Origin of the sequence: Nannocystis pusilla, assembly GCF_020073745.1 — a bacterium.
GTDB lineage: Bacteria > Myxococcota_A > Polyangia > Nannocystales > Nannocystaceae > Nannocystis > Nannocystis radixulma.
Map to the genome: position 1 here is coordinate 161,720 of NZ_JAIRAU010000002.1, position 16,916 is coordinate 178,635.

12 protein-coding genes are annotated in these 16,916 nt (G+C 71.0%); 10 read left to right on the plus strand and 2 right to left on the minus strand.

Annotation, left to right across the window (positions count from 1 at the left end; genetic code table 11):
- Positions 1–48 precede the first annotated feature (48 nt).
- On the minus strand, positions 49–1,110 hold the full coding sequence (locus K7C98_RS06665; protein WP_224190715.1) for an alpha/beta hydrolase: 1,062 nt from the start codon (positions 1,108–1,110) through the stop codon (positions 49–51).
- Positions 1,111–1,487: 377 nt separating this feature from the next.
- On the opposite strand from K7C98_RS06665, the gene K7C98_RS06670 reads away from it, so the two are divergent.
- The 4 genes from K7C98_RS06670 (at position 1,488) to K7C98_RS06685 (ending at position 5,528) form a co-directional block, all read left to right on the plus strand.
- Positions 1,488–2,645 (plus strand): phytochelatin synthase family protein, encoded by a 1,158-nt coding sequence (locus K7C98_RS06670; protein WP_224190716.1) that lies wholly within the window; start codon positions 1,488–1,490, stop codon positions 2,643–2,645.
- Positions 2,646–3,027: 382 nt separating this feature from the next.
- Positions 3,028–4,002: an NADPH:quinone oxidoreductase family protein gene (locus tag K7C98_RS06675; RefSeq protein ID WP_224190717.1), complete on the plus strand. Its 975-nt coding sequence runs from the start codon at positions 3,028–3,030 to the stop codon at positions 4,000–4,002.
- A 60-nt stretch (positions 4,003–4,062) separates the two neighbouring features.
- Entirely contained in the window at positions 4,063–4,293 is a 231-nt protein-coding gene (locus K7C98_RS06680) for a helix-turn-helix domain-containing protein (protein WP_224190718.1), read from the plus strand.
- A 161-nt stretch (positions 4,294–4,454) separates the two neighbouring features.
- Positions 4,455–5,528 carry a hypothetical protein gene (locus K7C98_RS06685; RefSeq protein WP_224190719.1) on the plus strand — a complete coding sequence of 358 codons (1,074 nt, stop codon included), beginning with the start codon at positions 4,455–4,457 and terminating at the stop codon, positions 5,526–5,528.
- A gap of 52 nt (positions 5,529–5,580) precedes the next feature.
- Here K7C98_RS06685 and K7C98_RS06690 read toward each other — a convergent pair whose 3' ends face one another.
- Complete coding sequence (locus K7C98_RS06690) at positions 5,581–6,312, minus strand: 2OG-Fe(II) oxygenase (protein WP_224190720.1); 732 nt, start codon at positions 6,310–6,312, stop codon at positions 5,581–5,583.
- A 165-nt stretch (positions 6,313–6,477) separates the two neighbouring features.
- Between K7C98_RS06690 and K7C98_RS06695 the strand changes: the two genes are divergently transcribed.
- The 6 genes from K7C98_RS06695 (at position 6,478) to K7C98_RS06720 (ending at position 16,912) form a co-directional block, all read left to right on the plus strand.
- Positions 6,478–8,385 carry an acyl-CoA dehydrogenase family protein gene (locus K7C98_RS06695; RefSeq protein WP_224190721.1) on the plus strand — a complete coding sequence of 636 codons (1,908 nt, stop codon included), beginning with the start codon at positions 6,478–6,480 and terminating at the stop codon, positions 8,383–8,385.
- 483 nt (positions 8,386–8,868) lie between these two features.
- On the plus strand, positions 8,869–9,966 hold the full coding sequence (locus tag K7C98_RS06700) for a DNA methyltransferase (protein WP_224190722.1): 1,098 nt from the start codon (positions 8,869–8,871) through the stop codon (positions 9,964–9,966).
- 169 nt (positions 9,967–10,135) lie between these two features.
- Positions 10,136–11,545: a sigma-54-dependent transcriptional regulator gene (locus K7C98_RS06705; RefSeq protein ID WP_224190723.1), complete on the plus strand. Its 1,410-nt coding sequence runs from the start codon at positions 10,136–10,138 to the stop codon at positions 11,543–11,545.
- Positions 11,546–11,554: 9 nt separating this feature from the next.
- Complete coding sequence (gene gspC / locus K7C98_RS06710; RefSeq protein WP_224190724.1) at positions 11,555–12,610, plus strand: type II secretion system protein GspC; 1,056 nt, start codon at positions 11,555–11,557, stop codon at positions 12,608–12,610.
- A gap of 32 nt (positions 12,611–12,642) precedes the next feature.
- Positions 12,643–15,024, plus strand: coding sequence for a type II secretion system secretin GspD (gspD, locus tag K7C98_RS06715; protein WP_224190725.1), 2,382 nt, complete (start codon positions 12,643–12,645; stop codon positions 15,022–15,024).
- Positions 15,025–15,043: 19 nt separating this feature from the next.
- The gene (locus K7C98_RS06720; protein ID WP_224190726.1) at positions 15,044–16,912 is read left to right on the plus strand and encodes a GspE/PulE family protein; all 1,869 of its coding nucleotides are present in this window, start codon (positions 15,044–15,046) and stop codon (positions 16,910–16,912) included.
- Positions 16,913–16,916 lie beyond the last annotated feature (4 nt).

Below are 16,916 nucleotides of genomic sequence, written 5' to 3' on the forward strand. Positions count from 1 at the left end.
AGCAATTTAGCCCATTCCGGACCGGCGCAGAAGTGCTCGGGCGCGGCGCTAGCGGCCCTGGAAGGCCTCGTCGGCAAATTTTTGCACCGCGGTAAGGAAACGCTCGGGCTGCTCGATGTGCGGGGAGTGTCCGCACTCGGCGAACACCTCCTCGTGGTAGCGCCCGCCGGCGGCCGCGTAGTCGTCGAGGACCGCGCGCATCTGGCCGACCATGGGCTGCGGCGGCGCGACGTCGTCGCCGGGCCAGCCCGGCACCGCGCCGAGCTTGCCGAGGAAGCCGAAGTCGAACAGCGAGGTGTCGCTGACGATCTGGTCGTCGGCGCCGCGGATCCACAGCACCGGCGGCCGCGGCTCGACGCGGGCGAAGCCCGAGAGGTCGGTGTACCTGGCCGAGATCGCGTTGTTCATGCCGCGCGTGCCCGGGGCGACCCCCGGCCAGTTCGGCGACGTCCTCGTGTCGCCGGGGTAGTGGTCGTCGCCGATCCGCGTCTTCAGCATCGCCGCCACGAACGCGTCCTCGAGCGCCGGCTCGACCCGGAACGGCGGCTTGAAGTAGAACGCGTTCATGACGTTGCGCGGCGAGGTCTGATTGTCGTCGCCGCGGTCGCCGGCCCGGATCAGCCGCGCGAACTCGGGGTTGGCCGTGCCGCCGCCGGAGCCGGCGAAGTCGTCGGTGTACGGCGTGCCGCGCACCCCCTTCGAGCCGCCGAAGCCGAACGGCGACATCGGGTTCTCGAGCACGAGGCCGGCGACGTCGGCCGCGTGATCGATCGCGTACTGCATGACGACCCCGCCGCCGGCCGACCAGCCGACGAGCACGGCTGGCCGCGAGGACAGGTCGAGCGCGACCAGCAGCGCGCGTAGATCGTCGGCGAAGTCGCGCACCCCGCGGGTCGCGTCGATCGGCGCCGGCTCGCTGTCGCCGAAGCCGCGCATGTCGGGGGCGATCACGTGGAAGCGCCCGGCGAGCGACGCCATCAGCGGCTCGAAGAAGGCGCCGGTCGACACGTTGCCGTGGACCAGCACGACGAGCGGCGCCCCGGCCGGGCCGGCGATGCGGGTGTGGACGCGGAGGCGCGAGGTGGGGACGAGCTGCTGGACGATCGGCATGAGGACACCATCGAGGGTCGCAAAAGGGGTCGCGCTTGTCGATGTGAGCCATGTGCGCGGATCCGCGCCGGTGCGTGTCATCTGGTCCAAGGGACAGACGCAACGGGCATTCCACCCGGGGTGAGGGCGGCGTCTTCCCCTGTGCTTCGGGCCGGGCCCGAGGCGAATCGGGTGGGGCCAGACCTGTCCGTCGGCCCCGGGCGAGGGGACGCCCAGCATGTCCGACGGGACATGTGATGTGGCGTAAAGGACAGCTCGAAGACGACGCGCGCCGGGCAGCGACGGGCCGCATGTCAGCGATGCGCGGCGCGGTGCTATCCTCCGCGAATGGCGTCCGTGCCTCCCCGTCCGTTCCCATCCTCGCAGGTTGACCGCGCATGACCGCCGCACCGTCACCGAGCCTGTACCGCCGACCGCTCCCGGCCCAGCTGGTCGCGTTCGCGTCGCCCGCCGGGCGGGCGCTGTTCGACGCGGCGCGGGCGGCAGGGGGGATGGAGTCGTTCTTCCCGCTCATCGAGCAGTTCCACACGCAGGCCGATCCGGCGTTCTGCGGCCTCGGGACCCTGGTGGTCGCCCTCAACGCGCTCGGCGTCGATCCGGGCCGGCTGTGGAAGGGCCCGTGGCGGTGGTTCAGCGAGGAGCTGCTCGACTGCTGCACGCCGCTCGAGCGGGTGCGCGCCCAGGGCATCAGCCTCGACGAGTTCGCCTGCCTCGCGCGCTGCAACGGCGCCGGCGCCGAGGTGTTCCGGCCCGACGCGACCGAGCTGGCCGGCTTCCGGGCGACCATCCGCGCGGCGACTGGTTCGGCCGTCGATCCGGCGCTGGTCGTCAGCTACGACCGCGGCGCGCTCGGGCAGACGGGCACGGGTCACTTCTCGCCGATCGGCGGCTACGAGCCGGCCAGCGACCACGTGCTCGTGCTCGACGTGGCGCGCTTCAAGTACCCGCCGCACTGGATCCCGCTGCCCGCGCTGTACGCGGCGATGCAGCCGCACGACCCGGTCACGGGGCGCCCGCGCGGCTGGGTGAGCCTGCGCCGCAGCCCGCGTCCGGCGAGCCTGCTGTTCACGGCGCGGTGCGTCGGCGAGGGCGGCTACGAGGCGTTCGCGGCGGCGCTGGAGCGGCTGCGGGCGGCGATCGCCGGCGCGCCGCGACATGACCTGAAGGCCATGTTAATCGCGGTCCTGGGGGTGCTCCCGCGGCTGCCGCTGGCGCTCGAGCGCCGGCCGCTGGCGCTCGCCGAGCACGCGCAGGCCAGCGAGGCGCTGCTGTCGGCGCTGCGCGGCACGCAGGTGTTCGCGCTGGTCGACGCCCAGCCGCCGGCCTGGCCGGCGGAGGCGGCCGCCCTGTTGTTGCTGGCGCTGCCGGTCGAGCTGTGGTCGCCGCTGGGCGAGGCGGCCCGCGGCGAGTGGCTGGAGCTGCTCGACCCGGCGCGCCTGCCCGAGGTCGTGCGCGACGAGGCCGAGCACCTGCGACGCCAGCTCGCCGACCTCGGCGCGCTCGGGCGCGGCGCGGCCTGCGAGCGCTGCGGTTGAGCTGCGGCGAGGGGGATGTTCGAAGGGACATCCGACATGGCGAATCGGACAGGTGCGAGCGTTGCCCCTCACGCGACGCCGAGCGCCCGGCACAGCGCCGAGAGCGAGGCCCTCGTCTGGCGACTCCGGCTACCGCCTCCGCGCCGAGCAGAACGACTTCGAGCGCTTCCTCGCCATGGTCTTCGGCTTCGAGCTCGAGATCGTCGACATGCGGGCGATCTTCAAGCTGGCGCAGGACAAGGGGGCAGGGCACGCGGCGCTCGCCGCGGACCCACCTCGCCGCGGTGACGCTGAAGGACGTCCGCCGGCTGCGCCGGCTCCTCGCCGACGAGCCGAGCTCGGACGTTTCGTTCCGCGGCGCGTTTGCTAGAGTGGCGCCCGCATGCGTGCCGTCCGCTGTCATGAATTCGCCGGTCCCTCGGGCCTCTGCGTCGACGAATTGCCGGAGCCGGAGGCGGGCCCCGGCGAGGTGCTCGTCGACGTCCGCGCCGCGGGCGTCAACTTCCCCGACGTGCTGCTCTCGTACGGCAAGTACCAGTTCAAGCCGCCGCCGCCGTTCGTGCCCGGGCTCGAGGCCGCCGGCGTGATCAAGGCCGTCGGCGCCGGGGTGAGCGCCGTCGCCGTCGGCGATCGCGTCGCCGCGACGATGGTCCACGGCGCCTTCGCCGAGCGAATCGTCATGCCCGAGAGCGCCGTCGTGAAGCTGCCCGACGCCGTCGGCTTCGAGGTCGCCGCCGCCACGCTGCTGACCTACGGCACGACGATGCACGCGCTCGTCGACCGCGCCGACCTGAAGGCCGGCGAGACCCTGCTCGTGCTCGGCGCCGCCGGCGGGGTCGGCATCGCCGCGGTCGAGATCGGCAAGCTCCTCGGCGCGCGCGTGATCGCGGCCGCCGCGAGCGACGACAAGCTGGCCTTTACCCGCGAGCACGGCGCCGACGAGGGCATTCAGTACACCCGCGAGGACCTCAAGGAGCGCTGCAAGCAGCTCACGCGCGGCGAGGGCGTCGACGTCGTCTACGATCCGGTCGGCGGCCCGTTCGCCGAGCCGGCGCTGCGATCGATCGCCTGGGAAGGGCGCTACCTCGTCGTCGGCTTCGCGGCCGGCGAGATCCCGAAGATCCCGCTCAACCTCGTGCTGCTCAAGGGCTGCCAGATCGTCGGCGTGTTCTGGGGCTCGTTCGCCGCGCGCGAGCCGGCCAGGAGCCGCGCCAACGCCGAGCGGATCCTCGCCGCCGTCGCCGCGGGCCAGCTGCGGCCGCACGTCGACGAGGCGCTGCCGTTCGCCCGCGCAAGCGAGGCGCTCGCGCGGCTCGAGCGACGCGAGGTGCGCGGCAAGATCGTCCTCGTGCCGTGACCGTCCGGACACGCGCGCTCGATCTGCGCGAGACCAGGCGAGGGCAGTACAAGGCGCGCCATGCCTTCGGCCCTCCCGCAAGACTTCGATCTGGACGCCATCGAGCGGCACTTCTGCGTCGAGGCGCTCGAGCTCGCCGGCAACATCGTCGACGCCGCCCACCGCCTCGGCATCACGCGGCAGGCGATGAAGCGCCGGATCAAGAAGCACCGTATCGCCTGGCCCAGGCCCGCCCGCGTGGGCCCGCGCGTCGCGACCACGGCCGATGTGTTCGCGGTTCCTGCCGCATGAGCGGACTCCTGTTCGACCCGAGGTCTGGATCGTGCCGCCCCGCGCCGACGGCGGGTGTCGATGCCTGCGTGCATCGTCGGTCCGGCGACCGCGTCGCCGCGCTCGCATCGCCGGAGCGCGATCGAGCCCCACGCCCGACACCCTCACGCTATCGTCGGCCGATGTACGCGCGCCTGTTCGTCATCACGCTCCTCTCGTGCGCCCTCGCGGCCTGCGGCGACCCCGGTCGCGCCGACGACAGCGGTGCGGCGACGACCCCCGCGTCGACGACGACCTCCGGCGCGAGCACCACCGTCGACGCCCCGACCTCGAGCACGACCGCCGACGCGCTCACCGGCACCACGAGCAGCGCCGCGACCACCTCGACGACGGACGAGCCGACCGGCACCACCGCCGCGAATTCGACGTCGACGACCCAGACCACCGACGCGTCGACGAGCACCACCAGCCCCGACTTCTGCGACCCGCAGGCCGTGGCGGACACGACCGCCTTCACTTACGTCAAGAAGTTCGACACCGGTATCCCGGACATGGTCCTGCAGGCCTCGTTCTACAACGGCGACGCCGACGAGGTCGTGATCATGTCGTTCAGCGGCAAGGCGCGCCGCTTCACCACCGACGGCACGCCCAAGGGCGACGTCATCGACGTCCCGCCCGAGGCCCTGCCGCAGCTCGACGGCGCCACCTACGACGCCAAGCAGCAGCGCGGCCTGCTCATCAATCAGAGCTGCATCCTCAACGAGGTCGACCCCGTCACCCTCGCCGTGCTCGAGCCGCCGCAGCAGCTCGGCTTCGGCATGAGCGTCTGCGCCGGCCTCGCTCTCGGCCTCGACGACAACCTCTACATCGCCAGCTACGGCACCGACGAGCTGGTCGTCCTCTCGCGCGACGGCATGACGGAGATCCGTCGCGTCGACATGCCCGGGCAGGTCGGCCTGACCGGCTTCGACGGCATCGCCCTGATCGCCGGCAGCGAGAACTTTCTCGTCATGAGCACCGCGCCCGACGCCCGCGCCGCCATCATCGACCCGCTCGGCGCCGTCGTCGCCCCCGCGACCAAGCTCGGCCTCGCCGAGGCCCCGTTCCTCGGCGGCGCGCCGATGCTGCCCGACGCCGTCCTCACCCTGTGCGGCAACGGCCACGCCTGGCTGTGCGAGGCCTACGACGCCACCTGCTTCGACTTCGCCCCCGACGACGGCGACAAGGACGCCTGCGGCTGCCTGATCCCGCAGTGACCTCGAGGACATGTCCTCCGAGACAGACATGTCCCGACGGACATGTCCCGATCTACCGCGGCGGCCCGTAGATCACGTCCGAGCGCACCGCGTACTTCACGCCCGCCGTCACCTCGGCGCCCTCGTGCAGCAGCAGGTGGTCGAACACCACCGCGCCGCCGGCCTCCGGCGTCAACGCGAACCGCACCTTGTTGTCGAACTTGCGCCCGCGGCCCTCGCCGCGGCGCTGCGACTTGTCCTTCGTCTCGAAGAAGCGGGTCGCGCCGCCCTCGAATTCCGCGTTGAGGAAGATGACCAGCGACTCGCGCGTCTCGCCGAGCGGCACCGTCGTGCGGACGTCGACGTGCGGCGAGAAGCGCATCCCGACCTCGTAGCGGTACACGCGGAAGCGGGTGTTCAGCCCGCGCAGCGCAGCGCCCTCGTGCTGAGGGTTGGCCACTTCGCGGATCCGCGGCCACAGCCCGGCGGCCAGCTCGGGCGCGTCGAACACCACGCGCAGGTTGTTGCGCGCCGCCAGGTTGACGCGGTACGTATCATCGCCGATCGCCAGGCCCGCGTGGGTGAAGCCGATCGCCTCGGCCGCCGCGATCAGGCGCTTGCACTCCTTCGGCGACATCACCCCGTGGAGCACATGCACCCCCGGCGCCACCTCCTCGCGGCGGGCGGTCGCCTCGCGCTCCGCGTCGAGCACCGATTCCACGAGCGCGTGGGGCGCCGCGTGGAACGTGGCCTCGCGGCGGAACGACACGTGCTCGCGGCTCCGCATGCGGGAGTTTCGGCTCACGGTCCTCCTTTTATAGACCACCCGCGGCCGATCGGCGGCGCGGACAATCGACCGGGCTGCGCCGGGCGCGCAAGGTTCCCATTGGGCCAAACCGCCTCCAGCTTGTCGCCTGTACGGACTTTTCCTGAGCTTGCTCAGCATATCGCCGTCGGCTAGTGTCCTCTCGTGGCCAACTACTTCGACGACAACGAAGACCTTCGGTATTACCTGGAGCGCGGCCTCGACTGGGCGCCGATCATCGGCCTCGTCGAGCAGGACTTCCGCGTCCCGGGCGGGTACGCCTCGGCCGACGAGGCGCTCTCGGCCTACCGCGACATCCTGAGCATGGTCGGCGAGTTCGCGGCCGAGCAGGTCGCGCCGCGCTCGATGGCCATCGATCAGAAGGGCGTGCACCTGAAGGACGGCGAGGGCCACCTCGCGCCCGAGACCGACGCGCTGTTCGAGCAGATCAAGGGCCTCGACCTCCACGGCCTGGCGCTGCCGCGCGAGCTCGGCGGCATCGGCTGCCCGGCGACCGTGCACTTCATGGTGTGCGAGCTGCTGGCGCGGGCCGACAACGTCGTGATGACCCACTACAACTTCTACAGCGGCATCGCCCTGATGCTCCTGCTGTACTCGGTGCACGAGGGCAGCACCACCTTCGACCGCGAGCAGCGGGTCATCACCGGCACGCGCTTCCAGCCGGAGATCGCCGAGATCCTGCGCGGCGACGCGTGGGGCAGCATGGACATCACCGAGCCCGACGCCGGCAGCGACATGGCCGCGCTCAAGGCCCGCGCCGAGCAGGACGAGCAGGGCAACTGGTACATCACCGGCCAGAAGATCTTCCTCACCTCCGGCCACGGCAAGCACCACATCGTCATCGCCCGCACCGAGCCCGACAAGCCCGGCCTCGGCGGCCTGTCGCTGTTCCACGTCCCTGCCTACGAGGACATGCCCGATGGGACACGTCGCCGGATCGCCGTCATCGACCGGCTCGAGGAGAAGCTCGGCCACCACGGCTCGGCCACCGCCGCGGTCAGCTTCGACCGCGCGCCCGGGCGCCTGATCGGCAAGCGCGGCGAGGGCTTCCAGCTGATGCTCCTGCTGATGAACAACGCCCGCGTCGGCGTCGGCTTCGAGTCGATCGGCGCCTGCGAGGCCGCCTACCGCAAGGCCAGGGCCTACGCCGCCGAGCGCCGCAGCATGGGCAAGTCGATCGACCGCCACGAGATGATCGCCGACTTCCTCGACGAGATGCAGACCGAGATCCTCGGCCTGCGCGCCCTCGCCATGCAGTGCGCCTACCACGAGGAGCTGCACCAGCGGACCAAGATGCAGGGCATCCTCGACACCGACCCCGACAGCATCGAGCGGGCGCGCGTGCTCAAGCAGGCCAAGCGCCACGGCAACCGGGCCCGCCGGCTCACCCCGCTGCTCAAGTACATCGCCAGCGAGAAGGCCGTCGAGATGTCGCGCAAGTGCATCCAGATCCTCGGCGGCGCCGGCTACATCCGCGAGTACGGGGCCGAGAAGCTGCTGCGCGACGCCATGGTGCTGCCCATCTACGAGGGCACCAGCCAGATCCAGTCGCTCATGGCGATGAAGGACGCGATGAGCAACATCATGCGCAACCCGCAGCGCTTCCTCACCCGCGTCGCCCAGGCCCGCTGGCGCAGCCTCTCGGCCCTCGACGCGCTCGAGCGCCGCGTCGCCCGCCTCACCGCGCTGTCGCTCGCGGCCCAGCAGCACCTGATCCAGCGCACCGCCGCCGACAAGCTGCGCGGCCTCGGCAAGCACAAGATCACCGAGTGGTCCAAGGAGTTCTTCCAGAACTGGGACCCCAAGCGCGACTTCGCCTACGCCATGCTGCACGCCGAGCGGCTGACGCGCCTCATGGCCGACGTCGCGATCGTCGAGATCCTCCTCGAGCAGTCGCGCAAGCACCCCGAGCGGCGCAGCATCCTCGAGCGCTGGCTGGAGCGCGCCGAGCCGCGCTGCAACGCCCTCTTCGAGGAGATCACGACCCGGGGCGACCGCCTGCTGGCCCAGCTCCGCGAGCAGCAGCAGGACGAGGCCGCCTCGGCGCGCTGAGCCCGATCGCGGGCCCGCAGGCCGGCGCCGCCTGGCCGCGAGCGGGCCGCGCCGGCATGCGCATTTCGGGCCAGCGCGCGCGAGATGGGGTACCGTCCGGCCCCCATGGCCGCCCGATCCCGCACCGCCGCCGCGCCGCGCCGAGAGCCGCGTCGAGGTGAAGCCACCGGCGCGCGCCCGCCTGCGCCCCGGCAGGCGAGACCGAAGGGGGCCGCGAAGCCGAACGCCGGCGCCCCTCGGGTGCAGAGCGCCTCGGCGACCGCCCCCCGCGGGCGAGCGAAGGGCGCCGTCGCGAAGCCGAACTCCGCCGCCTCTCGCGGGCAAAGCGAGTCCGCCGGCGCCTCGACGTCCGCCGCGGCCCGCCGCGGGCGACCGAAGGTTGCCGCCGCGGAGCCGAACTCCGCCGCGGCCAGCGAGCCTGCAGCCGCTTCGCGTCCCGCCGCGCGCCGCGTGCAGGGCGGGGTGGCCACCTCGGACGTAGTCGTGTCCGCGCGCGTCGGCGACAACGCCGAGCTGTTCGCGCAGATCCTCGCGCTACATGTCCCGAAGGGCAGCACCGTCGCCGACGTCACCTACGGCCTCGGCGTGTTCTGGCGCGGCGTCCCGGCCGGTTGTTACACGCTGCTCGCCAGCGACATCGCCCTCAAGCCCGACGTGCGTGCGTGTGCCGGGGCCACGCTCAAGAGCGGCGTCGACTGCCGCGCCCTGCCGTACGGCGACTCGAGCCTCGACTGCGTCGTCCTCGACCCGCCGTACATGGAGGGCATGTACCGCCGCAGCGTCGACCACATGGCGGGCTCCGGCACCCACGCCGCGTTTCGTCGCGCCTACTCGGCCGCGGCCGCCACCGAGGCCGGCCCGAAGTGGCACGACGCGGTCGTCGACCTCTACGAGAGAGCCTGCCGCGAGGCCGCGCGCGTGCTGGTGCCGGGCGGCGTCCTGATCGTCAAGTGCCAGGACGAGGTCAGCGCCAACAAGCAGCGCCTCACCCACGTCGAACTGATAACAGGCGGCGAGTCGCTCGGCCTCTACTGCAAGGACCTGTTCGTGCTCGTGCGGCCCAACAGCCCCGGCGTCAGCCGGCTCAAGGCCCAGGTCCACGCGCGCAAGAACCACTCGTACTTCCTCGTGTTCGAGAAGCGGCGGGTGGCGATCCGCAGCGTCCGCGACTTCCGCGGTGACCTGTCCGCCGGGACAGCCACGGCCGACCTGTCCCCCGCGCCAGCTCCGGCCCATCCCGGCGCGGGCGACCTGGATCGAGAGACACCCGCGAGCGTCCCCGAGAACATGACCGGAGAGACAGCCGCGGACGCCCCCACGAGCTCGCCGCGAGAGACAGCCGCGGACGCCCCCACGCGGCTGCCTCGAGGGACAGCCGCCGAAATCTCCGCGAGCCTGACCCGAGAGCCAGCCGCGAGCGTCCCGGCGGCCGCGCCGGCGGACCTGCGCGAAGGGACAGCTCAGACCGACCTGTTCTCGGCCCTCTCCACCCCCGACCTGGCCGCAAAGACAGCCTTCTCCGCGCCGGCGAAGCGGGCCGCCCGACGCGCCGGCAGGGTGGGGCAGGGGGGTGGCGTCTGAGGCGCCGGCGGCCGCGCGCGAGGAGCGCGATTGCCATTTTGGCAGCGGCCCCCGGACGGCCTGACAATTGCGCGTGACAGCCCCTCCTTGGCTCCAGGAAATGCCTTAGAATCATTCGCTTTTCACCCAGGACCCCGAATTGCACATCGCGGGTTCGACTCGAGCGCCCATGACCACGACAGCCCGTACCCCCACCGTCCTCGTCGTCGACGACGAGCCCAGCATCCTCGACGCGCTGCAGAAGGTCCTGGCCAAGGAGAACATGGCCGTTCGGACAGCCTCGAGCGGACAGCAGGCGCTCGAGATCCTGCGGACCGTGCCGGTGCAGGTCATGATCACCGACCTGCGCATGCCGGGCATGACCGGCGAGGACCTGCTGAAGGCGGTCAAGGCGCTGACGCCCGAGGTCGAGGTGATCATGATGACCGCCTACGGCACCGTCGAGAACGCGGTCGGGGCGATGAAGCTCGGCGCCTACGACTTCATCTCCAAGCCGCTCAAGCGGGCCGCGATCATCGCCGCGGTGCAGAAGGCGCTCGACAAGCACGCGCTGGTCGCCGAAAACCGCGAGCTCAAGGCCCAGCTGGCGGCCGCGACCAACCGGCCGATCGTCGGCAACAGCCAGGTGCTGCGGGCCGCCCTCGACATGGCGCGTCAGGCCGCGGGCTCGTCGGCGACCGTGCTGCTGCTCGGCGAGAGCGGCACCGGCAAGGAGCTGTTCGCCCGCTACATCCAGCAGCACAGCCCGCGCGCCGCCCGGCCGCTGGTGCCGACCAACTGCGCCGCGCTGCCGGAGTCGATCCTCGAGAGCGAGCTGTTCGGCCACGAGAAGGGCGCCTTCACCGGCGCGGTGCGGGCCCGCGAGGGACGCTTCCTCGAGGCGCACACCGGCACGCTGTTCCTCGACGAGATCGGCGAGATCCCGCTGCACATCCAGGTCAAGCTGCTGCGCGCGCTGCAGGAGGGTGAGATCGAGCCGGTCGGCGGTCGCATGGCGAAGGTCGACGTGCGGCTCATCTGCGCCACCAACCGCGACCTGTCCGAGGAAGTGAAGGCCGGGCGCTTCCGCGAGGATCTTTTCTACCGCATCAACGTCATCCCGATCCGCGTGCCCCCGCTCCGCGACCGCCTCGAGGACGTGCCGCTGCTGGCCGACCACTTCCTGCGCATCTTCGCCGGCAAGCACGGCAAGCCGGTGTCCGGCTTCACCGAGGCCGCGCTCTATCGCATGAGCAACTACGGCTGGCCGGGCAACGTGCGCGAGATGGAGAACGCGGTCGAGCGCGCGGTCGTGCTGTGCCGGGGCGGTCTCGTCGACGAGCACGACCTCCCGCCCGAGCTGCGCGACCCGCAGGCCGGCCATGGGCGTCAGATCACATTCTCCGTCGGGACCCCGCTGGAGGAGGTCGAGCGCCGGATGATCACGGAGACGCTAAAGTTCACCCGCGGCGACAAGCGGCTGGCCGCCGACCTGCTCGGCATCGCCACTCGCACGATCTACCGCAAGCTCGAGTCCGGGGCGCAGCCTGCAGAGCCCGCGCCGCGCGTCGAGTCGGAGAGCGACGAGGTCATCCACTAGCGGAGAGCGATGGAAGCCGTCTTCAAGCAGCACTTCTGGGTCGTCAAGGCGCTCGGCGTGAGCGTCGCCGCGGCCTTCGCCGCGTCGGCGTTGACCACCTGGCTCGGCACCTCGTACATCTACGACGCCCGCGAGGACGAGGCGGCCGCCGCCGGCACGGACACCGACGGCGAGGCCAAGGTCGACGAGGAAGACGACGAGGACAAGCCGCTCATCAACCCGCGGATGATGTCGAGCCCCTCGCGCGGGCCGAGCGCGGCCGACCGCAACAAGGTCACGCAGACGATCCTCTCGCTCAACCTGTTCTGCCCGACCTGCACCAAGGTCGTCACGCCCGAGTCGCCCACGGGCGGCCCCGCCGAGGTGCCCGACCTCGGCCCCGGCGAGTTGCCGCAGGTGTCCGGCAAGCAGCCCGGCGAGGCCCCCTGCACGCAGCCGCTGCGGCTCATCGCCACGATGGAGACCAACATGCCCGAGTACTCGTGGGCGACCATCCGCGACGAGGAGGACGGCAGCGTCGGCCCGTTCTGGCCCGGCGATCGCATCCGCCCCGGCGTCTACCTCGTCAGCGTCGAGCGCAGCCTCGTGCACGTCAAGAACGGCGGCGCGCTCGAGTACATCGAGCTCGGCGTCGAGCCGCCGAAGCCGACCGCCAAGCCGCTGCAGGTGGCCGAGAAGCGGGAAGAGGCGCCGCCGGCGGCCGGGGCCATCCCCGGGGCCGAGGACGCGATCAAGTGCGAGAGCGAGAACTCGTGCACCGTCGATCGCATGTTCATCGACAGCCTGTTCGCCAACCCGGCCGCGCTGACCAAGCAGGCGCGGGTGATGCCGTCGATCAAGGACGGCGAGACCAAGGGCTTCAAGTTCTACGGGATCCGCCCGGGCAGCCTGCCCAAGCTGCTCGGCATGAAGAACGGCGACCTCCTCACCTCGGTCAACGGCATCGAGCTGAAGTCGGTCGACCAGGTCATGGGCCTTTTGACCAAGATGCGCAGCGCCAGCAACCTTCAGGTCACGATTGAGCGCAAGGGCGAGTCGATCACCAAGGACATCACGATCCAATGATTGCGCGTAGCACCCCCGTTCGCCCCACCGCGTTGGGCCTCGTCTCCCTCGGTCTGGCCGCTCTGACGCTCGGCCCGACCACCGTCTCCGCGCAGGATCCGACCACCGGCGGTCCCAGCCGCGGCGGCGAGTTGATCGGCGACGAGGGCGGCGGCTCGCCCGGCGGCGGCCCCATCCCGTTCAACACCTGCAAGAAGACCCCGCGCGGGGCCAAGTTCACGATCACGTTGCCGAAGGAGACCGAGCTCGAGGACCTCGTCAACTGGATCATGTCGATCACGTGTCAGAAGTTCATCTGGGATCGCAAGGTGCGGTCCGGCAAGGTGACGATCCTGTCCCCCGAGCCAGTCACGGCGGAGGAGGCGTACGCCGCCTTCTACGCCGCGCTCGAGACGATGGGCCTGACGGTCGAGCCCTCCGGCAAGTACTTCAAGATCGTCGAGACCGCCGACGCCAAGAACCGCACGCTGCCGACCTACGGCGACGACGCCGACGCGCCCAACAGCGACCGCTTCGTCACCAAGCTGCTCCGCGTCCGCCACGGCAACGCCAAGGAGATCAGCGACGTCATCGGCCAGCTGAAGAGCAAGGCGGGCAGCGTCGACATGGTCGGCAACCTGCTCATCATCACCGACAAGGGCTCGATGGTGCGGCGGCTCGAGACCTTCGTCTCCGAGCTCGACCAGCCGATGGGCAGCGAGAAGATCTTCTTCTACCAGCTGCAGTACGCCAACGCCGAGGAGGTCGCGCAGATCATCCGCGACATCTTCGGCGAAGCCAAGGCGAGCAGCGGCGGCGGTGGCGGGGGCGGCGGCTCGGGCAGCCGCGCCGGTCGCCGGGGCGGGGGCGGCGGCGGGGGCGGCGGCGGGCAGACCGACTCCGCGATCAGCCGCGTGATCGTCGACGAGCGCAGCAGCACGCTCATCATCGTCACCACCGAGTCCGACTACATCGTCATCCGCAAGCTGATCGAGCGCCTCGACGTCAAGCTGCCGGGCGGCGGCGGCCGGATCCACGTCTACAAGCTCAAGAACGCCGACGCCACCGAGGTCGCGCAGGTGCTGTCGCAGCTGGCCACCGGCGCCAAGCAGGCCGCCCAGGCCTCGCAGCAGGGCGGGCAGAAGCCGCCCGCGGGCAACCCGGTCAGCGCCGACCTGTTCTCCGGCGACGTCAAGGTCACGCCCGATCCGGCGACGCGCTCGCTCGTCATCATCGCCTCCGCGGCCGACTACAAGAACCTCGAGCCCGTGATCGAGAAGCTCGACCGCGAGCGGCGCCAGCTCTACATCGAGATCTACATGCTCGAGGTGAGCATCAAGCACGGCACCGACGCCGGCGCCGGCGGTCACTTCGGCTACTCGTTCCCGACTTCGCTGGGGGGCCAGCAGGGCCAGCCGGCGATCGGCCTGGTCAGCAGCGCGCCGACTGCCGCGCTCAACTCGCTGCTGTTGTCGCCCGAGTCGCTGAAGAACTTCACCGTCGGCCTGATCGGCCCGCTGCTCCCCAACTCGGGCACGATCCTCGGCACCGGCCGCGACGTGCCGGCGTTCGGCGCGGTGATCCAGGCCCTGCAGACCAGCAGCGACGTCAACGTCGTCAGCGAGCCGCACATGTACGCCGCCGACAACCAGGAGGCGACCATCGAGGTCGGCCGCAACGTCCCGACGCCGGGCGCCCTGTCCTTCGGAGCAGGTGGTGGCGGCGGCACCGGCCTGGTCCCGCTGCAGTCGGTCGAGCGCCAGGACGTCACCCTGCGCATCAAGGTCAAGCCGTACATCAACGACGAGCGCAACGTGACGATGGACGTCGAGGTCGAGGACCGCGACATCACCGAGAAGGACCCGGTGCTCGGCGTCACCACCACCAAGCGGCGCATCAAGCTCGACAAGATCGTCGGCCGCGACGGCCAGCCGGTGGTCCTCGGCGGCCTCATCCGCGACCGCGAGGCCGAGAACGTGCGCCAGGTCCCCGGCCTCGGCTCGATCCCGCTCCTGGGCTGGCTGTTCAAGAACCGCGTCAAGGAGAAGGAGAAGATCAACCTCCTGCTCGTCATGGTGCCGCACATCATCGACAGCCCCGACGACGTGCGCCGGATCCACGAGCGGCGCGATCGGGAGCGCCTCGAGTTCATCGAGCGCGAGACCAACTTCCGCAAGCGCGAGCTCAAGAACAACATCAACTACCGCAAGAAGTCGGGGATCCTGGCCGCGATCGACAAGGAGGCCCGGCGCATGGAGCAGGAGGAGCTGCTGCTGCGTCGCGCCGAGGAGGAGATGCGGCGCGAGATCATCACCGGCGAGCTCGGCCTGAGCCCGCGCTCGTCCGCGGTCGACGACAACGTCGGCGGCGGCGACGGCGGCGCCACGCCGGCGCCGACGGTGACGCCGGCGCCGGTGATCCGGCGCGAGCCCTGAGGCTATCCTCTCGTCTGACATGCCCGAATCTTCCAGGCAGGCCATGGACATCGCCCTCAAGACCACCGCAGAACGCCCCGGCGCCGGCCCCACGCTGGCGCCGCAGGGCGTCCGACCGCTCGCGCGCCCGCTGGGCGAGATCCTGATCGAGATGGGCTGCATCACCGTCGAGGCGCTGGCCGAGGGGCTGCAGGCGCAGCACCTCGAGGGCGAGAAGATCGGCGAGACATTGGTGCGGCTCAAGCACTGCAGCGAGTGGGACCTGGCCCGCGGCCTGGCGCGTCAGTTCGGCCTGCCCGCGCGCGAGAACGTCGAGATCGGCGACATCCAGGACGAGTTGGTCGAGCAGCTGCCGATCCAGTACGCGCGCGCCAACAAGGTCCTCCCGTACCGCCTCGAGCGCGACCGCGGCGTGCTCAGCGTCTACGCCGCCGACCCGCTGCGGATCCTCGACCTCGACGACCTGGGCACCCTCTACGAGGCCGACGTCGACGTCACGTTGATGCCGGAGTCGAACGTCCTCGACCTCATCAACCGCACCTACGCGCGGCGCACCAAGGACGTCGACCTCGAGAAGAAGGAAGAGGAGTACGAGGAGGAGGACGAGGACATCCTGCACGCCTCGGCCGAGGACGCGCCGATCATCCGCTTCGTCAACAGCCTGATCTTCAACGCCTCGAAGGAGCGCGCGAGCGACATCCACATCGAGCCCGGCGACAAGGAGATCATCGTCCGCAACCGCGTCGACGGCGTGCTGCACGAGGTCAAGCGGGCCCCCAAGGCGCACCTCCCCTCGGTGATCGCCCGCGTCAAGATCATGGCCGGCCTCAACATCGCCGAGAAGCGGCTGCCGCAGGACGGCCGCATCCGCCGCAAGATCGCCGGCAAGGAGGTCGACATGCGCGTCGCCACCGTGCCCACCGCGCACGGCGAGCGCGTCACCGTCCGTCTCCTCGACAAGTCGGCCGTCGCGCTGAAGCTCGACAACATCGGCATCGCGCCCGACCACCTGCGGATGATCCGCGACGTCATCAACCGGCCGCACGGCATCTTCCTCGTCACCGGCCCGACCGGCTCGGGCAAGACGACCACGCTGTACTCGGCGCTGACCGAGATCAACACGCCCGACCTCAACATCCTCACCGTCGAGGACCCGGTCGAGTACCAGCTGGCCGGCATCTCGCAGGTCCAGGTCCAGAGCAAGATCAACCTGACCTTCGCGGCAGGTCTGCGCTCGTTCCTGCGTCACGACCCCGACGTCATCATGGTCGGCGAGATCCGCGACGTCGAGACCGCCGAGATCGCGATCCAGGCGTCGCTGACCGGCCACTTGGTGCTCAGCACGATCCACACCAACGACGCCGCGACCGGCATCACCCGCCTCGTCGACATGGGCGTGCAGCCGTTCCTGGTCGCCTCGTCGCTGGTGGCGCTGCAGGCCCAGCGCCTGATCCGCCGCGTGTGCGTCCACTGCTGCGAGCCGTACCGCCCGCTGGCCAGCGAGCTCGAGGAGATCGGCATCATCCCCGACGCCTTCTACGCCGGCGAGCAGCCGCTGCGCGTGCCGGTGCGGGACGAGAACGGCGACGTCATGCCGCTGTCCGTGCCCGAGCCGCGGCGCCTGCCGCCGCGCGGGCACGTCTACCGCGCGGTCGGCTGCGACAAGTGCCAGGGCAGCGGCTACGCCGGGCGAACCGGCGTGTACGAGGTCTTGATGGTCAGCGAAGAGGTGCGTCGGCTGGCGATCCGCAACGCCGACGCCATGCAGATCAAGCAGGCGGCGCTGGCCCAGGGCCTGCGCACGCTCCGCGACGACGGCGCGCACAAGGTCGTCTGCGGCATCAGCACCCTCGACGAGGTCCTGCGCGCGACCTCGGTGGAGTCGTAACGAG